General features: G+C 63.7%; 14 protein-coding genes and 1 pseudogene. 12 read left to right on the forward strand and 3 right to left on the reverse strand.

All coding sequences use genetic code 11. The features are described from left to right. Nucleotides 1-161: 161 nt before the first annotated feature. The 5 genes from ACSVHC_RS11120 to ACSVHC_RS11140 all read left to right on the forward strand — a co-directional run bounded on the left by ACSVHC_RS11120 (nt 162) and on the right by ACSVHC_RS11140 (nt 6,150). Complete coding sequence (locus tag ACSVHC_RS11120; RefSeq protein WP_437771953.1) at nt 162-1,658, forward strand: CCA tRNA nucleotidyltransferase; 1,497 nt, start codon at nt 162-164, stop codon at nt 1,656-1,658. A 1-nt stretch (nt 1,659) separates the two neighbouring features. After that, nucleotides 1,660-2,244 carry a histidine phosphatase family protein gene (locus tag ACSVHC_RS11125; RefSeq protein WP_059388855.1) on the forward strand — a complete coding sequence of 195 codons (585 nt, stop codon included), beginning with the start codon at nt 1,660-1,662 and terminating at the stop codon, nt 2,242-2,244. Between the two features lie 581 nt (nt 2,245-2,825). Then, entirely contained in the window at nt 2,826-2,966 is a 141-nt protein-coding gene (locus ACSVHC_RS11130) for a hypothetical protein (protein ID WP_172465581.1), read from the forward strand. Between the two features lie 174 nt (nt 2,967-3,140). Next, nucleotides 3,141-4,712, forward strand: a complete 1,572-nt coding sequence (locus tag ACSVHC_RS11135; RefSeq protein ID WP_437771952.1) for a glycosyltransferase family 87 protein — start codon at nt 3,141-3,143, stop codon at nt 4,710-4,712. Further along, the gene (locus ACSVHC_RS11140; RefSeq protein WP_437771951.1) at nt 4,705-6,150 is read left to right on the forward strand and encodes a phytoene desaturase family protein; all 1,446 of its coding nucleotides are present in this window, start codon (nt 4,705-4,707) and stop codon (nt 6,148-6,150) included. Before ACSVHC_RS11135 ends, ACSVHC_RS11140 begins: the two co-directional genes overlap by 8 nt. Nucleotides 6,151-6,317: 167 nt before the next feature. On the opposite strand, the gene ACSVHC_RS11145 is transcribed toward ACSVHC_RS11140, so the two are convergent. Continuing rightward, entirely contained in the window at nt 6,318-6,923 is a 606-nt protein-coding gene (locus tag ACSVHC_RS11145) for an NAD(P)-dependent oxidoreductase (protein WP_437771950.1), read from the reverse strand. 82 nt (nt 6,924-7,005) lie between these two features. On the opposite strand from ACSVHC_RS11145, the pseudogene ACSVHC_RS11150 reads away from it, so the two are divergent. Beyond that, nucleotides 7,006-7,392 (forward strand): annotated as a pseudogene (locus tag ACSVHC_RS11150) (winged helix-turn-helix transcriptional regulator); the annotation flags it as partial. A gap of 79 nt (nt 7,393-7,471) precedes the next feature. Here ACSVHC_RS11150 and ACSVHC_RS11155 read toward each other — a convergent pair. Then, a complete protein-coding gene (locus ACSVHC_RS11155) occupies nt 7,472-8,170 on the reverse strand; it encodes an ABC transporter ATP-binding protein (protein WP_437771948.1) in 699 nt (232 codons plus the stop codon). 38 nt (nt 8,171-8,208) lie between these two features. Continuing rightward, the gene (locus ACSVHC_RS11160; RefSeq protein ID WP_437771947.1) at nt 8,209-9,300 is read right to left on the reverse strand and encodes an ABC transporter permease; all 1,092 of its coding nucleotides are present in this window, start codon (nt 9,298-9,300) and stop codon (nt 8,209-8,211) included. Nucleotides 9,301-9,581: 281 nt separating this feature from the next. Here ACSVHC_RS11160 and ACSVHC_RS11165 point away from each other — a divergent pair, with 281 nt between their 5' ends. The 6 genes from ACSVHC_RS11165 to ACSVHC_RS11190 all read left to right on the forward strand — a co-directional run bounded on the left by ACSVHC_RS11165 (nt 9,582) and on the right by ACSVHC_RS11190 (nt 17,497). Beyond that, entirely contained in the window at nt 9,582-10,838 is a 1,257-nt protein-coding gene (locus tag ACSVHC_RS11165; protein WP_437774106.1) for a sensor histidine kinase, read from the forward strand. Beyond that, nucleotides 10,835-11,494, forward strand: coding sequence for a response regulator (locus ACSVHC_RS11170; RefSeq protein WP_437771946.1), 660 nt, complete (start codon nt 10,835-10,837; stop codon nt 11,492-11,494). Before ACSVHC_RS11165 ends, ACSVHC_RS11170 begins: the two co-directional genes overlap by 4 nt. A gap of 96 nt (nt 11,495-11,590) precedes the next feature. Further along, entirely contained in the window at nt 11,591-13,585 is a 1,995-nt protein-coding gene (locus ACSVHC_RS11175) for a penicillin-binding transpeptidase domain-containing protein (RefSeq protein ID WP_437771945.1), read from the forward strand. Nucleotides 13,586-13,890: 305 nt separating this feature from the next. After that, on the forward strand, nt 13,891-15,171 hold the full coding sequence (locus ACSVHC_RS11180) for an FAD-dependent oxidoreductase (protein ID WP_437771944.1): 1,281 nt from the start codon (nt 13,891-13,893) through the stop codon (nt 15,169-15,171). A 23-nt stretch (nt 15,172-15,194) separates the two neighbouring features. Beyond that, the gene (locus ACSVHC_RS11185; RefSeq protein ID WP_437771943.1) at nt 15,195-15,770 is read left to right on the forward strand and encodes a TetR/AcrR family transcriptional regulator; all 576 of its coding nucleotides are present in this window, start codon (nt 15,195-15,197) and stop codon (nt 15,768-15,770) included. Between the two features lie 44 nt (nt 15,771-15,814). Beyond that, nucleotides 15,815-17,497 (forward strand): ABC-F family ATP-binding cassette domain-containing protein, encoded by a 1,683-nt coding sequence (locus ACSVHC_RS11190; protein ID WP_437771942.1) that lies wholly within the window; start codon nt 15,815-15,817, stop codon nt 17,495-17,497. Nucleotides 17,498-17,547 lie beyond the last annotated feature (50 nt).

Consider the following 17,547-nt stretch of genomic DNA (forward strand, 5'->3'; position numbering starts at 1 on the left):
ACTCTAACGACTCTTGCCCGTTGGTGATGACCGGGACATGGACTCGGGGTGACGTACGGATGGCGCTCGCCCGTGATCCCGGTGCCGTCGCGACGCAATCACAGCGCAATGACATGGATCCGGTGGGATGGCGCAGCGAAATCTGACAAGCTTAAGGAACTATGGCGCAAGTATTGGACAGTTCTTCAGTTAATTTCCAGATGGATCCAGTGGTCCTGGACCTCGGGCAGCGGTTTGTGGACGCTGGATTCGAACTGTCGCTGGTTGGCGGCCCGGTGCGGGACCTTTTCCTCGGCCGCGTCTCGCCGGACCTGGATTTCACCACTGACGCAACTCCGGACCAGACGCTTTCCATCATCAAGAGGTGGGCCGACAATTTCTGGGAGATCGGCCGCGCCTTTGGAACGATCGGTATGAAGAAGTCCGGCTTCCAGATTGAGATCACGACGTACCGGGCCGAGGCCTACGACGCCGATTCCCGCAAGCCGGCGGTCGCCTTCGGCTCCTCGCTGCTGGACGACCTCCTACGCCGCGACTTCACCATCAACGCCATGGCGCTCCGGCTGCCCTCCCTGGAACTCGTGGATCCGTTCGGCGGGGTCCGCGACCTCCATGCCTCGGTACTCGCAACCCCGGGCGCACCGGAATCATCCTTTTCCGACGATCCCCTGCGCATGATGCGCGCCGCCCGTTTCGCTGCGCAGCTCGGCGTTGCGGTGCACGACGACGTCCGCCTCGCAATGTCCGGCATGGCCGAGCGGATCAAGATCATTTCCGCCGAGCGTGTGCGCGAGGAGCTCGTCAAGCTCATTAATGGTGCGCATCCGCGTGCGGGCATCGACCTCCTCGTGGATACCGGACTAGCCGAATTCGTCCTGCCCGAGGTTTCTGCGCTGCGCCTTGAAGCCGATGAGCACCACCGGCACAAGGACGTCTACCAGCACTCCCTTCAGGTCCTGGAGCAAGCCGCGTCGCTCGAGACCGGCCCGGACGGCCCGGTGCCTGGCCCGGACTTTGTGTTGCGCTTCGCCGCGCTGATGCACGACGTCGGGAAGCCGGCGACGCGCCGTTTCGAACCGGGCGGCGCAGTGAGCTTCCGCCACCACGACATGGTCGGCTCCAAGCTGACCGCAAAACGCATGAAGGCCCTGCGCTTCGACAACGACACCATCAAGGCCGTGGCGCGGCTTGTAGAGCTTCACATGCGTTTCTACGGCTATGGGGATGCGGGCTGGACCGATTCCGCGGTCCGCCGATACGTGGCAGACGCCGGCCCCTTGCTGGAGCGCCTGCACCGACTCACACGGTCCGACGTCACCACACGTAACCAGCGCAAGGCGGAGCGGCTCTCCTTTGCCTACGATGACCTTGAGCAACGGATAGAGGTCCTGGCCGAACAGGAATCGCTCAATGCCATCCGGCCGGACTTGGACGGCGCGCAGATCATGGCTTTGCTGGGACTCAAGCCCGGGCCCGTGGTTGGCCGCGCCTATAAATTCCTCCTGGAGGAGCGCATGGAAAACGGTCCGCTGTCCCAGGAGGATGCCGAGTCCAAGCTCGTGGCGTGGTGGGCCGGGCAACCCGAGTCCGCCGTCGAACTTTCATCGGAACCAGCCGTCGATGCCAAAGCAGGCACCGCCGAACCAGAGGAGTCCTGAAGTGAACCCTGCAGCCAAGCCTTCCCGGCCACAGCTCTGGATCATGCGTCACGGGGAGACCGAATGGTCCAAGAGCGGCCAATACACCGGTTTGACGGACCTTCCCTTGACGGTGGAAGGCGAACAGCAGGCGGTGGAAGCCCGGAAGATCTTGGAAGGCATCGATTTCGACCTGGTCCTGACATCGCCGCTGCGCCGGGCACGGCGTACCGCGGAGTTGGCGGGCTTCCCCGACGCCGTTCATGAACCGCTCGCTGTGGAGTGGAACTACGGCGACTACGAAGGCATCAGCTCGGACCTCATCCGCAAAGACAACCCGGACTACCTCATCTGGTTCGACGGCGTTCCCAACGGCGAGACTCTCGACTCCGTGGCAGCCCGTGCCGACAAGATCATTGCACGCGTCCTCGAGTCTGGAATGGATAACGTCCTGATTGTGGCCCACGGGCATTTTTCCCGCATCCTCACGGCCCGCTGGCTTGAATTGGATGCCCGGGAAGGCCGCCACTTTGTCCTGGGAACAGCCAAAGTTTGCACTTTGGGTTGGGACAAGCGGACGCCTGCCATTCTTCGCTGGGGACTGTAGGAAGAATTAATTTCTAAATTGTTTGTAATTGGCTGGTCAACAGCGCGATTCATGGTGTAACTTTATTTTTGATTCCAGAGCGATCCGCCGGGATTGAGGCGTGCACTACCCAGTCAGTCAGCTGCGGTAGTGCCAAAGCAGAAAAGGAGGTTGGGAAAATGATTACTTTGACTAGCGGATGGAAGATGACCGTTGCTGGCGCCCCGGCCTTCGCTGCTCGACGCCGTTTTGCGGCCTAACTCCCCCTGATGTACTTCCTACCCTGATTATTCGGGGCAGTTCACGGTGCAGTCAGGCTCCGGGTTGGGCCTGCCATTGAGCGGTATCACGCGATTGACGTGGTGCGCAGTGTCCTCATAGTTCGGAACCAGCTTCTTGTTGGGGACGGCTGCCCCTGGATACCACCTACCGGAACTCCATGCTTCGGTACTCACACGGTCATTCGATAAATCCGCTTAATCCACCCATCATTGCCCGGCGTTCACATGCCTAATTCTGCCGCTGCTTTCTTCGAATTAAGGGGGCTTAATTGTCATGCCCGAATTCCGGCAATTCTCTTCAACACGAAAGGAGGTGAACCCTTGGCCAAGCGCCTCAAGGACCTGATGGTCTTCAACGGCAAGCCCGTCGTCAAAGACAAGACCCTTTTCAACGGACAACTGCTGGACCAACGCCGGGAAGACGTCTACGTCGTCCTGCACCAAATGGGCATCATCCGCTGACGGTCCCCACCACTGCATTACAGGAGGGACTGATGGCACACATCGGACTGTTCGCCTCGGAAGCCCACGCGGCTACGCGTGGGCTTCCGCCTCTTAACGCGGGAGCCAGGCGCGGGGCCGTCCGACGCGGCTTGCCGGAACCTGTTCGCCGGGCCTGAAGGTAAGCTCGATTCCATGCAGGAGACGAAGCCGCACAGCCAGGAAAAGCGTGCCCGCTTTGTGGTTCCCACCCGTAGTGATTCCTTGCTCAGGAACTTCACCGAGTTGATCGGCGGACCCCTCGGGGGGCGGTCCTCCCCCGGGGCAATCTCCCCGGGATTCTTCACCGTTGAGCGGGTCCTGATCATCCTCACGATCGTTGCGGCACTCCTGTCGATCTTGATCAAGGGCTATTGCCGCGTCAACGGTTGGCACACTCCCCAGCAGTTCTACGCCACCTGCTACTCGGATTTCCCGGAACTTTTCGGCAGCCGGGGCCTTGCGGACGGCGTGTTTCCGATCTTCGATCAGAAAGCCCTGTTCGAATATCCCGTGATCACGGGGCTGATTGCGGGTGTTACTACATGGCTCGTACCGGGGCACGGCGCAAGCCCCGAACGGATCCTCGGCTATTTCGATGTGAACGCGACCCTGATTGCGGCCATGTGGATCGTGGTGGTCCTGGCCACCGCGCGCATCAATCGGCGCCGGCCGTGGGACGCTGCCATGGTGGCCCTGGCGCCCGGGATCGTGCTGGCCGGAGTCATCAATTGGGATATGTGGGCAGTGGCGATGCTCGCGGTGGGGATGTACTTCTTCGCAAAGGATCGTCCCGTCCTGGCCGGTCTGTTCATCGGTTTGGGGACAGCCACCAAGCTCTATCCGCTGCTCATGCTGGGCGCAGTCTTTTTACTAGCCCTACGCAGCGGCCGGCTGCGGGTCCTTGTTGTGACCACTTTGTCCGCCACGGTAGCCTGGCTCGCAGTCAATGTCCCGGTCGCAGTCGTCAACCCGGCCGGCTGGCGCTACTTTTTCGACTACACCCGTGATCGCCCCGCTGGATACAGCTCGCCGTGGTTCGCCTACAACCTCGTTGCGGAACGCCTTCAACTGGTCCAGCTTGGCCCGGAGGCCATCAATGCCCTGGCGATGGACATGTTCCTCATTGCCTGCGTTTTGATTGCCGGATTGGCTTTGACAGCGCCGCGGCGCCCGCGGCTGGCCCAGTTGACGTTTCTGATAGTGGCAGCTTTCATCCTGAGCAATAAGGTCTATTCGCCCCAATATGTCCTTTGGCTGGTGCCATTGCTGGCTTTGGCCAGACCCCGCTGGCGTGATTTCCTGCTCTGGCAGGCGGCCGAGGCGTTGCATTGGACCGCCACGTGGATGTATCTGGGCCAGACGACCAGCGGCGGGGCCGCGCAGAACAACATCGATATGCCGTACTACGTCATGGCCGTCACGTTACACATGGCCGCAACAGCATATTTGATGTTGAGGGTTGCATGGGACATCTGGGAACCTCACCTGGATCCCCTCCGAGTCCACGGTGTGGACGACCCCCACGGTGGTGAGTTCAACGTCGCCGAAGATTGGTTCCGGATAGACCTCAAGAACCCGGCGGCATCGGTGCTGCCTTGGCGGCGCGATGCCTTGAACGCCGTGGAGGCTGAGTCCGTGCTTGACGCGCAATCCGGGGTAGATACGCCGAAACCTTCCCACGACTCAGTGGACTCTACACGCGGCGAGGCCGAAGGCGATGGCTGAGGTCGCCGTCGTCGGCTCCGGACCTAACGGCTTGGCCGCCGCTGTAGTCATGGCCCGCGCGGGCCTGGCTGTGCGGGTGTATGAGGCCGCCGAGACGATCGGTGGGGGAACACGGACAGCTGAGCTGCTGGAACCGGGGCACGTCTACGATGTCTGTTCCGCGGTCCATCCGATGGCGCTGGCTTCGCGTTTCTTCCAGGAGTTTGAACTCGAGCGGCGCGTGGAGCTGCGATTGCCCGAAATCCAATACGGAACTCCGCTCGACGGCGGCAGGGCAGCCCTCGCCTATCGCTCGCTGGAGCGGACGGCTTCTGAACTCGGGCCCGACGGATCTGCGTTTACCCGCCTGATGGGACCGCTCGTGGAGCGGCTCGACGGGGTGCTGGATGTGACGCAGAACCAACTGCTGAGGATCCCGGCCGATCCGGTGGCGGCGTTACGACTTGGCTTGGCGACCCTGGAGCAGGGTTCGCCGTGGTGGAACCGGCACTTTTCCGGGGAAGCGGCTCCCGCACTCCTGACCGGGGTCGCGGCGCACGCTGTCGGGCCGCTTCCTTCGCTCGCCGCCGCCGGGGCGGGACTCCTTCTGGGTGCGTTGGCTCATGCCGGCGGGTGGCCCATTCCCGTTGGTGGCTCTGTGGCTATAGCGGAGGCCATGGTCCGGGACATCGAGGCCCACGGCGGAGTGATTGAGACCGGCGTGCAGATCGATTCCCTCGAAGAGCTGCGCCCCGCGAAGGCCATCCTGTTGGACGTTGCTCCCCCGGCACTGCTGCGTATGGCCGGTTCGGCGATTCCCGACCGCTACAGGCGGTCGCTGGAAGCATTCCGGTTCGGGAATGCAGCGTGCAAGGTGGATTTCATCCTCTCCGGGCCGGTGCCCTGGACAGCTCCAGGTCTGGCCGCCGCCGGGACGGTCCACGTAGGTGGCACGCGTGACGCCATGGCCGAAGCCGAGAACCTGGTAGCGGCTGGCCGACACCCCGCGAAGCCCTACATCCTGGTTGCCCAGCCATCTATTGTCGATCCCGGGCGCGCTCCCGTCGGGCGGCACATTCTCTGGTCCTATTGCCACGTGCCCAAAGGATCGACTGTGGACATGGCCGAGGCGGTCATCTCCAGGATTGAGGAATTCGCGCCGGGCTTCCGCGACGTGGTGATCGGCTGGAAAACGACGACGGCGGCAGGCTTGGCGGAATACAACGCGAACTATGTTGGTGGAGACTTCAGCGCAGGACTGATGGACATTCGGGGATTGGTGCGGCGTCCCGTGTTTTCAACGGTGCCATGGCGGACGCCCATCCCAGGAGTGTACTTGTGTTCATCCTCAACGCCCCCTGGGCCCGGAGTAACAGGAATGCCCGGGTATCACGCTGCGAAATATGCCTTGAATGACATGTTCGGTCTGAAGATACCCGGGCTTGGCCTCGGCGTATAACCCTCCGACGCCCGCTCACATATCTGCCCTTTTTCCTCGACGCCCGCTCACCTATGTGACCAACGACGGATCGCTCCTGCAGATGATCTGCGCTAGCGATCCGTTGTTTTCCCTCATATGTGAGCGAGCGTTGGGAGATGGGCCTTTATATGTGAGCGGGCGTTGGGTTAGTTAGCCGCGGTGAACCGGGCGCGGCGGTGGGCCGGAGATTCGATTTCGTCCAACATGGCGACCGCGTAGTCCTGGGTGGAGATGGTGTTGCCAGCGGGAGAATCCTTGGCAGTGGAGTACTTTGCCGTGCGCTCACCTGGCTGGATGACCGGCGCGGGCGCGAGTACGGTCCAATCCAGGTTCTCGGGAGCTTCCTTGACGGCGGCGAAGGCTGCGGCCGCTGTGGTTGCCTCGGCCTTGTAGACCTCAGGGAAGTCGGGCGAATCGAGGAGGCGGACGCCGTCGATCTCCAGCGTTCCTGCGCCGCCGACGATCATCAGGCGCGTGCCTTCGGCGTTGCTGTAGGCGGTGTCCATTGCCGCAAGCCATTCTCCGTGGTCTCCGCCGGTGCGGCTCGGGCCGGTGGCGAGGATGACGGCGTCGTGCTCCTTGGCGATCTCCGCGAAGCTCTGGCCATCAGCGAGGTCGGCGGCGAGAGCCTTCGCTCCGGCAACCTCCGAGCCCTTGCGGGAGATGGCGGTGACTTCGTGGCCGCGGGTGAGGGATTCGTTGACGATCTGGCTTCCGACCATGCCTGTTGCCCCGTAAACTGCGATTTTCATGACTCTCCTTGGGTTGCTATCCTTGCAATATCAAAACAGTATCTAATTGATACTGATAGCTTCAAAGGAACTTAGTTACCTCATGGATACCAACATGCTGCCGGCAAACATCCTTGACCCCGATTGCCCGTCTCGAGTGATCTTTCAGCGCATCGGCGACAAATGGGCCTCGTTGGTGGTCCAGGTCCTCGCGGACGGCCCCATCCGTTTCTCCGAGCTTCGCAAGATGGTCCACGTAGTGACTCCCAAGGTGCTCACCCAGACCCTTCGCACCCTGGAGCGCGACGGTCTCATCACCCGGACCGTCCACGCGCAGGTGCCACCTCGCGTCGACTACGAACTGACCGAGCTTGGAGCGTCCCTGTTGGAGCCATTGACCCTTTTGCGTCTCTGGGCGGAGGACCACGTGCCCAGTATCCTCAAGGCCCGTGATGCCTATGACGATTCCCAGGACGAGGCTTTGATCGGGGACTTACCCTTCGCGTTTCCCCCCCAACTGGCTCGCATTTGTTGTCGTTTTGAGGGCTCAGAACGACATCTAATGCGAGCTAGTTGGGTGGGCCGACGGGTACGCCCAAACCGAGGCGCCCGTCCCGCATGGTTGCGACCGAATCGGTGAGCGGCAGGAACTCGGTGTCGTGCGTGACCATGACGGTCGCCGTCGCGAATTCGTCCGTGACCTGCCGCAGCAACCGCACGATCGATTCACTGCGCTCGTGATCCAAGGCAGCCGTCGGCTCGTCGACGAGCAGCACCCGGGGCTGGCCCATGAGCGCCCTCGCGATGTTTACGCGCTGCCGCTGGCCTCCGGAGAGCTGGTGCGGCCGCTTGTTGAGCGAAGTCCCGAGCCCGACGACGTCGAGCAGTTCCGTAGCGCGCTTTCGTGCCTTGGCGGCGGGCTTTCCCCGGAGGTGGTCCCCGATGATCAGCTGCTCGACGGCGGTCAGTGACGGTAGGAGATTGGCTTGCTGGAAGATGATGCCCACTTTTTCCCGGCGCATGGAAGTGAGTTCTGTGTCCTTGAGTCCGGTGGCATCCGTGCCGTCGATGATGACGAGCCCGGAACTTGGCCGGACCAGTGTTGCAGCCACGGCCAAAAGCGAGGACTTTCCTGAGCCGGACGGGCCCACGAGGGAAAAGAATTCGCTGGCGTCCACGCGGAGATCCACGGCGTCCAGGGCCTTGAGGGTGGAGTCTCCGTCGGGGTATTCCAGGGTGACATTGACGAGGTTTAGTGCGGAGTTCATGAATATGCCTTTCGTGGAATATTAACTGTTCGAATGGCCTAGTTGCCGCCGAGGGCGATCAGCGGATCCACTCGGGTGATGCTGCGTACGGCAACCGCTGCACCGCCAAGGCCGAGGATCACGATCCCGGCAATCGGGACGAGCGTAGTCAGCGGAGTCACGAGGAACGGGGCCGCCTTGGCGGCGAAGAAGCCGCCCAGCACACCAAGGCCCCCACCCAGTCCCGCGCCGGCGAGCAGTACGATGCCCGCTTGGACCAATGCGTCCCGCACCACATAGGCGGATGAGGCACCCATGGCCTTGAGCACCGCGATGTCCCGTGTGCGCTGGACAGTCCAGACGGTCAGGAATGCCACGATGACAAGCGCCGAGATGCCGTAGAGGAAAGCCTGCATGAGCATCAGCGAGCCGTTTTCGCTCTTGTAGGAGCCGAGGGCCTGGAATGAGCCGCTGGGGGTGGCGGTGACAGTACCGGCCACCGAATTGGCGGCGTCGAGGTCCACGGAGGCGCCGGCGCCGTACGTCACAGCAAGGACCGTCCCAATCGATTCCCCGGCAGGAATATGTGCGAGCTTCTGCCACGTGGCCAGGGAGGTCCAGATGACTCCGGTGTGCGAATACCACTCGTCCCGGGTGACGGCGGAAACCGTCAGGTTGGTACCGCCTACGGTCACGCGGGTCCCGATAGTCAGCCTCAGTTCCTTCGCCAAGGACTCCCCGACCACCACCTCGCTTTCCTTGACCGCCACTGGCGAGATGCCGTCGTCGGCCCCGAAGACCGCGACGTTGGCGGTGCCCGCGGCATTATTGGACGAATCGAGGGACTGGAACCGCGTCTGGCTGATACCCACGGCCTCGGCAGAAGCAACGCCCGGCCGGTTCCGCCAGGCTTCGAGCTGCTTGTTGGACACCTCCGATTCCGTATAAGACGCCTTGGCCTCGCCACCGGCGGGCGCGCCGAAGGCGATTTGCTGCGCTGGAAGGCCTGCAATAGCCGACGTCGACTGGTTGCCGAGGCCCGCGGTCAGTCCGGAGAGCATGACGAGAAGGAGTGTGATGAGGGCGACGACGCTTCCCATGAGGGCGAAGCGGCCCTTGGCGAAGCGGATGTCGCGCACTGCGAGAAACATGGAATTCCTTTGGTTCGGAGGCGATCTTCTGGTCCTGTTTCAACTCTCCGGCCAGTTGGCGCATGAAACATCAGGAAGTGGATGGACTCATCCGATCGCCTTGGTTGACCCGCGGATCAACCTTTTGGTTGATTGGGCCCGAATGCCACGGAATCGGGGCAAGAGTGTCGGCGCGCGAGACTACGCTGGAGGGCATGCAGGGAGACGATTTGCCGCAAGCCACCCCGCAGCCCAGCGTCACAGCGCAGCCCAAAGAGACGGCGCAGCCCGGTGGCTCGGCCATGATTTTGCGTGTCCTGCGCGTGAGCCTGCACGTCGGTTTCGCGGTGCTTCTGCTGGTCGCCGTCCTTAGGCTTGCGGTGGCGGGACTTTCCCCTTTCGCCACGGGTTCCGGCCTCGGCCTTGCGCTTCTACTGGCTGCCGTCTACCTCGTGGGGACGGTTCTCGAAAAGAGGCACGCCGGCAATCCTGGGCGCTTCGATCCGAAGCCTTACGCGCGCTGGTGGCTCGCCGTCGTGGGTTTCCTGTGGCTGGTGCTCATGCTCATCAGTCCGGACTTCGCTTGGATGGCTTTCCCGTTGTTCTTCCTGCAACTGCATATCTTGCCGCGGCGCTTCGCCCTCCCGGCCATAGCTGCCAGCACCGCACTGCTGATCGCAGCCATGTGGTTCCATAACCGTGGTGCCGGGGCGGATGCCTTGCAATCTGCCATGGTCCTCGGGCCTGTTTTCGGGGCCGCCTTCGCGGTTGTCACAGGCCTGGCGTATCGGGCGCTCTACGTCGAGGCAGAGAATGAGCGCCTCGCCGCTGAGGAATTGCGCCGCACCCGGGCCGAGTTGGCACGCAGCCAGCACGACGCTGGTGTGCTGGCTGAGCGCGAACGACTCGCCCGTGAAATCCACGACACCCTGGCGCAGGGATTCTCGAGCATCGTCCTGATGGGGCGCTCGGCCGAGAAGGCCCTCGACGCCGGTGACAACGCCGCGGCCCGTGACCGGCTCAGGACCGTCCGGGAGACAGCAGCCAGCAACCTTGCGGAGGCCCGGAATTTTGTCCGGGGACTCGGGCCCCCGGAACTGGACGATTCCACCCTTGCAGACACCCTGCGTCGCCTCTGCGCCAAGACCGAGGCCGAGGCCGCCGCACGCGGAGCGACGTTGCGCTGCCGCTTCGAGCTCCAGGGCAAGCCGGTGGCGCTTCCCAACCCTTACCAGACCACTTTGTTGCGCGCGGCACAGTCTTCCCTTGCGAACGTGTGGGCGCATGCCCAGGCGAGCACCGCCGTCGTCACCCTGTCCTTCCTGGACGCAGAAGTGACCATGGACGTGTTCGACGACGGCACGGGCTTCGACCCCGCAGCGGCCGCTGCCGCGGCAATCCGCGGTGACGGAACCGGCGTCGGGCTCACAAGCCTGCGCGAGCGGCTCGCGGCCCTGGACGGAACCCTCGATGTCGAGTCGGCTCCCGGCGAGGGGACTGTGGTGGCAATCCGGCTGCCCTTGGGTACTGGCAACCCGGCTTTGGAGGCATCCCCATGAGCAACAACATCAGGGTTTTGCTGGTTGACGATCATCCCGTGGTCCGCGCAGGGCTCCGGGCCATGCTTGCCGATTTTGAAGGCGTCCAAGTGGTGGCGGAAGCGACCGACGGGGGCGCCGCGTTGGCTGAACTGGCAAAGCTCCACACCCTCGGAGAACCCGTGGACGTGGTCCTCATGGACTTGCAAATGGGCTCGGGGATGGACGGCGTCACCGCTACCGGCAGGATCAAAGCCGGTGAAGCCGGAACTCCCCCACCGCCGGTCCTGATCCTGACCACCTACGACAACGACGCCGACATTCTCGCCGCAGTGGAAGCCGGTGCCAGCGGATACATGCTCAAAGACGCGCCACCCGAGCAAATCCGGCAGGCCGTGGTGTCTGCGGCAGCGGGTCAAACGGCCCTTGCGCCGGAGGTCGCTGCGCGGCTCGTGGGGCGGATCCGCAATCCGGTGCACGCTCTGAGTGCACGTGAAGTGCAACTCGTGGAGCTCCTCGCCACCGGGATGAGCAACCGCGCGATGGCGAAGCAACTCTTCATTTCCGAGGCCACAGTCAAGACCCATTTGGTGCACATTTACGGCAAGCTGGGCGTCGACAACCGGACCGCCGCCATCGCGGCAGCAACCCAGCGCAGGATCATCCGGAGTCAGTAGGGTCTGCGGGAAGTCGAGGTGCCTGAAGCATCACAAAAGCGCAACGTGCTGTGATTTGGACCATTCCGGTCGGCCCAAGAAGGCATAATGGCGCAAATGGGGAAAATCAAGAATCTTGTCCTGGGGCTTGCCGCCCTGATGATCGCCGGCTCGCTGACCGCTTGCGATGACGGCCGCTCCGGGGCGGAGGGCGCGGCCAAGCAGCTCGCGTCGTCCCTCGCGGCGCTCGACGTCGGATCGCTCGCCGTCGACGGCAAGGATGCCGCAGCGGCGAATGAACAGCTCAAGGCGGTGTTTGCGGCCCTCGCTCCGGCCAAGCCGTCCGTTGAAAGCGGTGCTGTGAAGCTCGACGGCGACAAAGCGTCGGTCCCGCTCAACTTCACGTGGAAGATCGGAACAGCGGAGTGGAAGTACACCTCCCAGGCCGCGCTGAAGAAGGCGGGCGACAAGTGGGCCGTCCAATGGACTACAACACTCTTGGAGCCGGACCTTAAGGACGGAGAGGTACTGGACAAGACCGTCACTTCCCCGTCCAGGGCCGATATCCTCGGCGCAGGGGACGCGAAATTGGTCAGCTACCGTCCAGTGGTTCACGTGGGCATCGACAAGACAACGATTGGATCGGTTGATCCTGCAGCTTCGGCGGCGAAGCTCGCACAACTGGTCGGCGTGGACGAAGCCGCGTATGTGAAGCAAGTCCAGGCGTCCGGTCCACAGGCATTCGTCAGCGCCATCACCCTGCGCGAGGACGGAAACCGGACAGTCACGGACCAGCAGATTGCGTCGATTCCGGGCGCTCGTGGCATTCCAGATTTCCTGCCTTTGGCACCGACGCGCACCTTCGCCCGGGCTGTGTTGGGTACCGCGGCTGAGGCAAGCGCCGAACAGATCCAAAAGGCCGGGGGTGCCCTCAAGGTAGGAGACACTGTGGGAACAGGCGGCCTGCAGGAGCAGTATGACGCGCAACTCCGAGGTCAGGATGGAGTCTCCATCAAGACCCGGCCGCAGGGCATGACCGACGACCAGATCAAGGCCGCGAGGCCCGACCCCCGCCGATTGCTTTTTGCCGTCAATGTGAAGCCCGGCGATCCGTTGAAGACCACCCTGGATCCGCGTTTGCAGCAACTCGCTGAAGACACCTTGGGCGGCGTCGGCCCGGCCTCGGCCATAGTGGCGCTCCGCCCCTCCACCGGCGCCGTTCTCGCAGCGGCGTCCGGCCCTGGAAGCAACGGCTACAACACGGCAATGCTGGGGCAGTACGCGCCTGGTTCGACGTTCAAGATCGTTGATTCCCTCGCTTTGATCCGCAACGGAATGACGCCGGATTCCAAGGTTGAATGTACGCCAACAATTACAGTGGACGGCCGGACCTTCAAAAACGCCGAAGGCTATCCGGAGTCGTCGCTCGGCTCGGTTGCTTTGCGGGACGCTTTTGCCCATTCGTGCAACACGGCCTTCATCAGTTCCCGGGACAAGGTCAGCCAAGCCCAGCTCCAATCCGCGGCAACTTCATTGGGAGTGGCAGTCCAAGCCCCGAAACTGGGGGCCGATGCCTTCCTGGGATCCGTGCCGGGAAACGCCGACGGCACCGAGCACGCGGCTTCGATGATCGGCCAGGGCAAAGTGCTGCTTTCCCCGCTGGCTGCGGCGATCATGGCAGCTTCAGTGGCCCACGGCGCGCCGGTGTCGCCGCAACTCGTGCTGAACCCCGGCTCAGCCTCACCCTCTGCGGGTGCCACGCCGACGGCTTCCGGCGCGCCGTCGTCGTCGGCCTCTCCCGCCGTGACGGCGTCTCCCGCCGCGCCGGCGTCCGACAAGCCGGTTACGCCGGCGGAGGCAGCCGCGCTTAGCGACATGATGAGGGCTGTGGTGACCTCCGGCCACGCGGGTTTCCTCGCGTCGGTGCCGGGGGCACCCGTTGGCGCGAAGACCGGGACGGCCGAGTTCGGAAACGACAATCCGCCCAAGACGCACGCCTGGATTGTCGCAGTGCACGGAGATCTGGCGGTGGCAGTGTTCGTGGAAGACGGTGGGCTCGGTGCGACAACCAGCGGCCCGCTGCTCAAATCGTTCCTCACCGCGGCTGGCTGAGCCGTCCGCAGACCACTGGTGTTTGTTCTCTGGATGGACGTATTCTCAGGCTGTCACGCCGCGATCATCGCGAACTTGCCACACACCCCGTACCCGGGCCGCACCAGCTCGTAACTGGACATTCCTGACCGCGGCAGGCTGAGCTGCACAGTATTTCGGCACGATAAGTGAGCGAGCGTCGCCGGAAAGAGGGATATATGTGAGCGAGGGTCGCCGGGGGGATGGGCGCCCTGTGGACAGGCCTCCCCGGCGGGTGCACACTTAATTCAACGCTTGTTGAATTAGTTGCAACGGTGGGAGTGGCCATGGACCAGCCTGAAAGCACCACATGCGTCATCGCGGGCGGGGGCCCGGCGGGGGTGATGCTCGGACTCTTGCTGGCCCGGGCCGGCGTCGACGTCACCGTCTTCGAAAAGCACGCCGACTTCCTGCGCGACTTCCGCGGTGACACCGTCCACCCCTCCATCATCCGTCTCTTGGATGAGCTTGGGCTGGGCGAGGGATTCCGGGCTTTGCCCCAAAGCAAGCTCGGCAATTTCAAACTCCCCGCGGGCGGCAAGGAAGTGACCCTGGTCGACTTCGATCGCCTCAAGCCGCCCTACGATTACGTAGCCATGGTTCCGCAATGGGACCTCCTGAATTTCCTGGTGGACGCCGCACAGCAAGAGCCGCAGTTCACGCTCCGGATGAACACCGAGGCCACAGATCTGCTGTACGACGACGGCGGGAAGGTCGCCGGGGTGGCGTACCGCATCCGGGACGCGGCGTCCGGAGTGGAAACCGGGACGGGGGAGCTTCGCGCGACGTTGACGGTGGCATGCGACGGCCGCAGCTCGGTGCTCCGGCAGAAGGCAGGGCTGGTCCCCCGCGAGTTCCCCGTGCCGTTCGACACCTGGTGGTTCAGGCTCTCCCGGCGCGCGGACGAACAGGGACAGTTGGCCTCGATCATGCCCCGCTTCTCCGGCACCGATGTGCTCCTCAGCCTGACGCGCAAGGACTTCTACCAGATCGGCTACATCGCGGAGAAGGGCAAGGACCCGCAAATGCGTGCCGAAGGGGTGGAGAGCTTCCGTTCCCGCGTGGCCCGAATCCGCCCGGATCTGGCGGACCGCGTGGATGAAATCAGGTCCATGGACGATCTCCATTTGCTCGATGTGAAGCTCAACCGGATCAAGCCCTGGCACAAACCAGGCCTCCTCCTCATCGGAGACGCCGCCCACGCGATGTCTCCCGCAGGCGGTGTGGGGATCAACCTGGCTATCCAGGACGCCGTTGCGGCAGCCCGGCGCATCGCCCGCCCATTGCTTCAGGGCACCCTTGTCGAGGCAGATCTCGCTTCAGTGCAGAAGCGCCGCTGGTTCCCCACCGTGGTGATCCAGAATATGCAGCTCCTCATCCAGAAAGCGGTCTTCGGCCCCGCAGTAAAAGGCCAGTTGGTCGGCCCGCCGGGTCTGGTGGTGTTTGCCGCCCGACACGTACCCGGATTCGGGAAACTTCCGGCGCTCATGATCGCCTTCGGGCCGCGGCCCGAGCACGCTCCGGACTTTGCGCGCCGGAAGCCCGCCGTGAACCGGAAACCGGTGTGAACAGGGGTCGCCGCCCGGGACAGGTGAGCAGCCGGGACGCGGTTCTCCGTGCGGCCCGCGAACAGTTCAGCCGCAAAGGTTATGACGCCGCAACAGTCCGGGCCATCGCGGCCGAGGCCGGGGTGGATCCATCCATGATCAACCATCATTTCGGCACCAAGGAGCAGCTGTTCATGGCTGCACTCGAGTCACCCGTGGATCCCAAGGAACACCTGACGGCTGTCCTTGACGGGCCGCGGGACGGCGTCGGGGAGCGGTTGGTATCGCGCTTCCTGACAGTTTGGGACTCTTCCGCGGGGGCGGCCGGAGTCGCCGTTCTCCGCACGGCCATGCAACACGAATGGAGTGCGGCACTGGTCCGCGAGTTCATCCTCAACCGGGCTATCAAACCGTTGCTCGCTGGCCTTGGTGTCCCGGCGGAAGAGGCTTCGTGGCGCGGAAGCCTGGTGGCATCGCAGCTTTCCGGACTCATCCTGACCCGTTACCTGATCAAACTGGAGCCGATCGCTTCGGCCCCGCACGCCGTCGTCGTCCAAGCGCTGGGGCCGACAATCCAGCGCTATCTCACCGGTGCGGTAATCGGCGAACTGTCGGCCTGAGCGAGCGGCTGAGGAGTCCCCGCGGTCCGTGGGAAGATTGGGCAGTGGCCCATATTGACGTTTCAGGCATCGACTACTTCCTCTCCGACGGCACCCAGCTGCTCAACGGTGTGACCTTCAAGGTCCCGGACGGCAGCAAAACGGCCCTCATCGGGCCCAACGGAACGGGAAAGACCACCCTGTTCAAGATCATCGCCGGCGACCTCACGCCCGACGAAGGAGTGGTGGGCCGTTCCGGCACCATGGGCATCATGCGCCAGTTTGTCGGGCAGGTCCGCGATGAATCCACCGTGCGTGACCTGCTCGTTTCAGCCGCGCCGCCGGCCCTCGCCGCGGCCGCCAAGGCGGTCGAAGACGCCGAGCTTGCCATGATGGAGCACGACGACGAGCCCACCCAGATGCGGTACGCCCAAGCGATCGTGGACTGGGGAGACGCCGGAGGGTACGACGTCGAGACCGTATGGGACGAGGTCTGCATGGCCGCACTCGGCATCCCCTTTGACCGCGCACAGCACCGACCGGCGTCGAGCCTTTCGGGCGGCGAGCAGAAGCGGCTGGTGCTTGAGGCACTGTTCTCCGGACCGGATCAGCTTCTCCTCCTCGACGAACCGGACAACTACCTCGACGTTCCAGGCAAGCGTTGGCTCGAAGGCAAGCTCAACGAATCCAAGAAGACGGTCTTCTTCATCAGCCACGACCGCGAGCTGCTCAACAACGCGGCGGGCCGCATCGTGACCCTTGAGCCCGGCATCAACGGGGCCGGTGCCTGGGTGCACGGCGGGGGTTTCGGCACGTATGTGGAAGCGCGTATCGACCGCAACGCGCGCTTCGAGGAACTGCGCAAGCGCTGGGACGAGGAGCACCTGAAGCTCAAGGAACTCGTCATCATGTATAAGACCAAGGCTGCATTCCGCTCCGACATGGCCAACAAGTACCAGGCCGCACAGACGCGGCTCGCCAAGTTCCTGGAGGCCGGACCGCCCGAAGCCCTGCCGCTGGAGCAGAACGTGCACATGCGCCTCAAGGGAGGCCGGACGGCCAAGCGCGCCGTGGTGGCTGAAAAGCTTGAACTCACGGGCTTGATGAAGCCGTTCTCCACCGAGATCTGGTTCGGCGACCGCGTGGGCGTGCTCGGTTCCAATGGTTCGGGCAAGAGCCACTTCCTGCGGCTCCTCGCGGCAGGCGGCACCGACCCGGAGCGCGAGCACTTGCCCGTTTCCGACGTCGAAATCGCTGAGGTCCCGCACGAAGGCACCGTTAAACTAGGTGCCAGGATCCGTCCCGGATTCTTTGCGCAGACCCATTCCCGTCCGGATCTTCTCGGCCGGACGCTCCTGGACATCCTGCACCGGGGCGACGAACACCGTTCCGGTCTGGGCCGCGAAGCCGCTTCCGGCGCGCTCGACTCCTACGGGCTGGTGGGCTCGGCCGAGCAGAAGTACGAGTCGCTCTCCGGCGGGCAGCAGGCGCGTTTCCAGATCCTGCTCCTCCAGCTGTCCGGCGCCACCCTCCTGCTTCTGGACGAACCCACGGACAACCTGGACCTGCACTCCGGCGAAGCATTGGAACGCGCGATCGACGCGTTCGAGGGCACTGTCCTCGCCGTCACGCACGATCGCTGGTTCGCGAAGTCCTTCGACCGTTTCCTCGTCTTCGGATCCGACGGCAAGGTCTACGAATCCGCCGAGCCCGTCTGGGACGAGTCCCGGGTGGAACGGGCGCGCTAGCTTCCACCCGCTCCCCCGGGCGCCGAGCCCGGGTCCCGATGCGGGCCCGG

The organism is Arthrobacter sp. KNU-44, assembly GCF_051843155.1.
In the GTDB taxonomy this organism is placed as follows: domain Bacteria; phylum Actinomycetota; class Actinomycetes; order Actinomycetales; family Micrococcaceae; genus Arthrobacter.

Bases quoted from the DNA above. Each gene is read 5' to 3' on its own strand.
- ACSVHC_RS11120 (WP_437771953.1), top strand. From the start codon at position 162: ATGGCGCAAGTATTGGACAGTTCTTCAGTTAATTTCCAGATGGATCCA.
- ACSVHC_RS11135 (WP_437771952.1), top strand. From the start codon at position 3,141: ATGCAGGAGACGAAGCCGCACAGCCAGGAAAAGCGTGCCCGCTTTGTG.
- ACSVHC_RS11140 (WP_437771951.1), top strand. From the start codon at position 4,705: ATGGCTGAGGTCGCCGTCGTCGGCTCCGGACCTAACGGCTTGGCCGCC.
- ACSVHC_RS11145 (WP_437771950.1), bottom strand. From the start codon at position 6,923: ATGAAAATCGCAGTTTACGGGGCAACAGGCATGGTCGGAAGCCAGATC.
- ACSVHC_RS11155 (WP_437771948.1), bottom strand. From the start codon at position 8,170: ATGAACTCCGCACTAAACCTCGTCAATGTCACCCTGGAATACCCCGAC.
- ACSVHC_RS11160 (WP_437771947.1), bottom strand. From the start codon at position 9,300: ATGTTTCTCGCAGTGCGCGACATCCGCTTCGCCAAGGGCCGCTTCGCC.
- ACSVHC_RS11165 (WP_437774106.1), top strand. From the start codon at position 9,582: ATGATTTTGCGTGTCCTGCGCGTGAGCCTGCACGTCGGTTTCGCGGTG.
- ACSVHC_RS11170 (WP_437771946.1), top strand. From the start codon at position 10,835: ATGAGCAACAACATCAGGGTTTTGCTGGTTGACGATCATCCCGTGGTC.
- ACSVHC_RS11175 (WP_437771945.1), top strand. From the start codon at position 11,591: ATGGGGAAAATCAAGAATCTTGTCCTGGGGCTTGCCGCCCTGATGATC.
- ACSVHC_RS11180 (WP_437771944.1), top strand. From the start codon at position 13,891: ATGGACCAGCCTGAAAGCACCACATGCGTCATCGCGGGCGGGGGCCCG.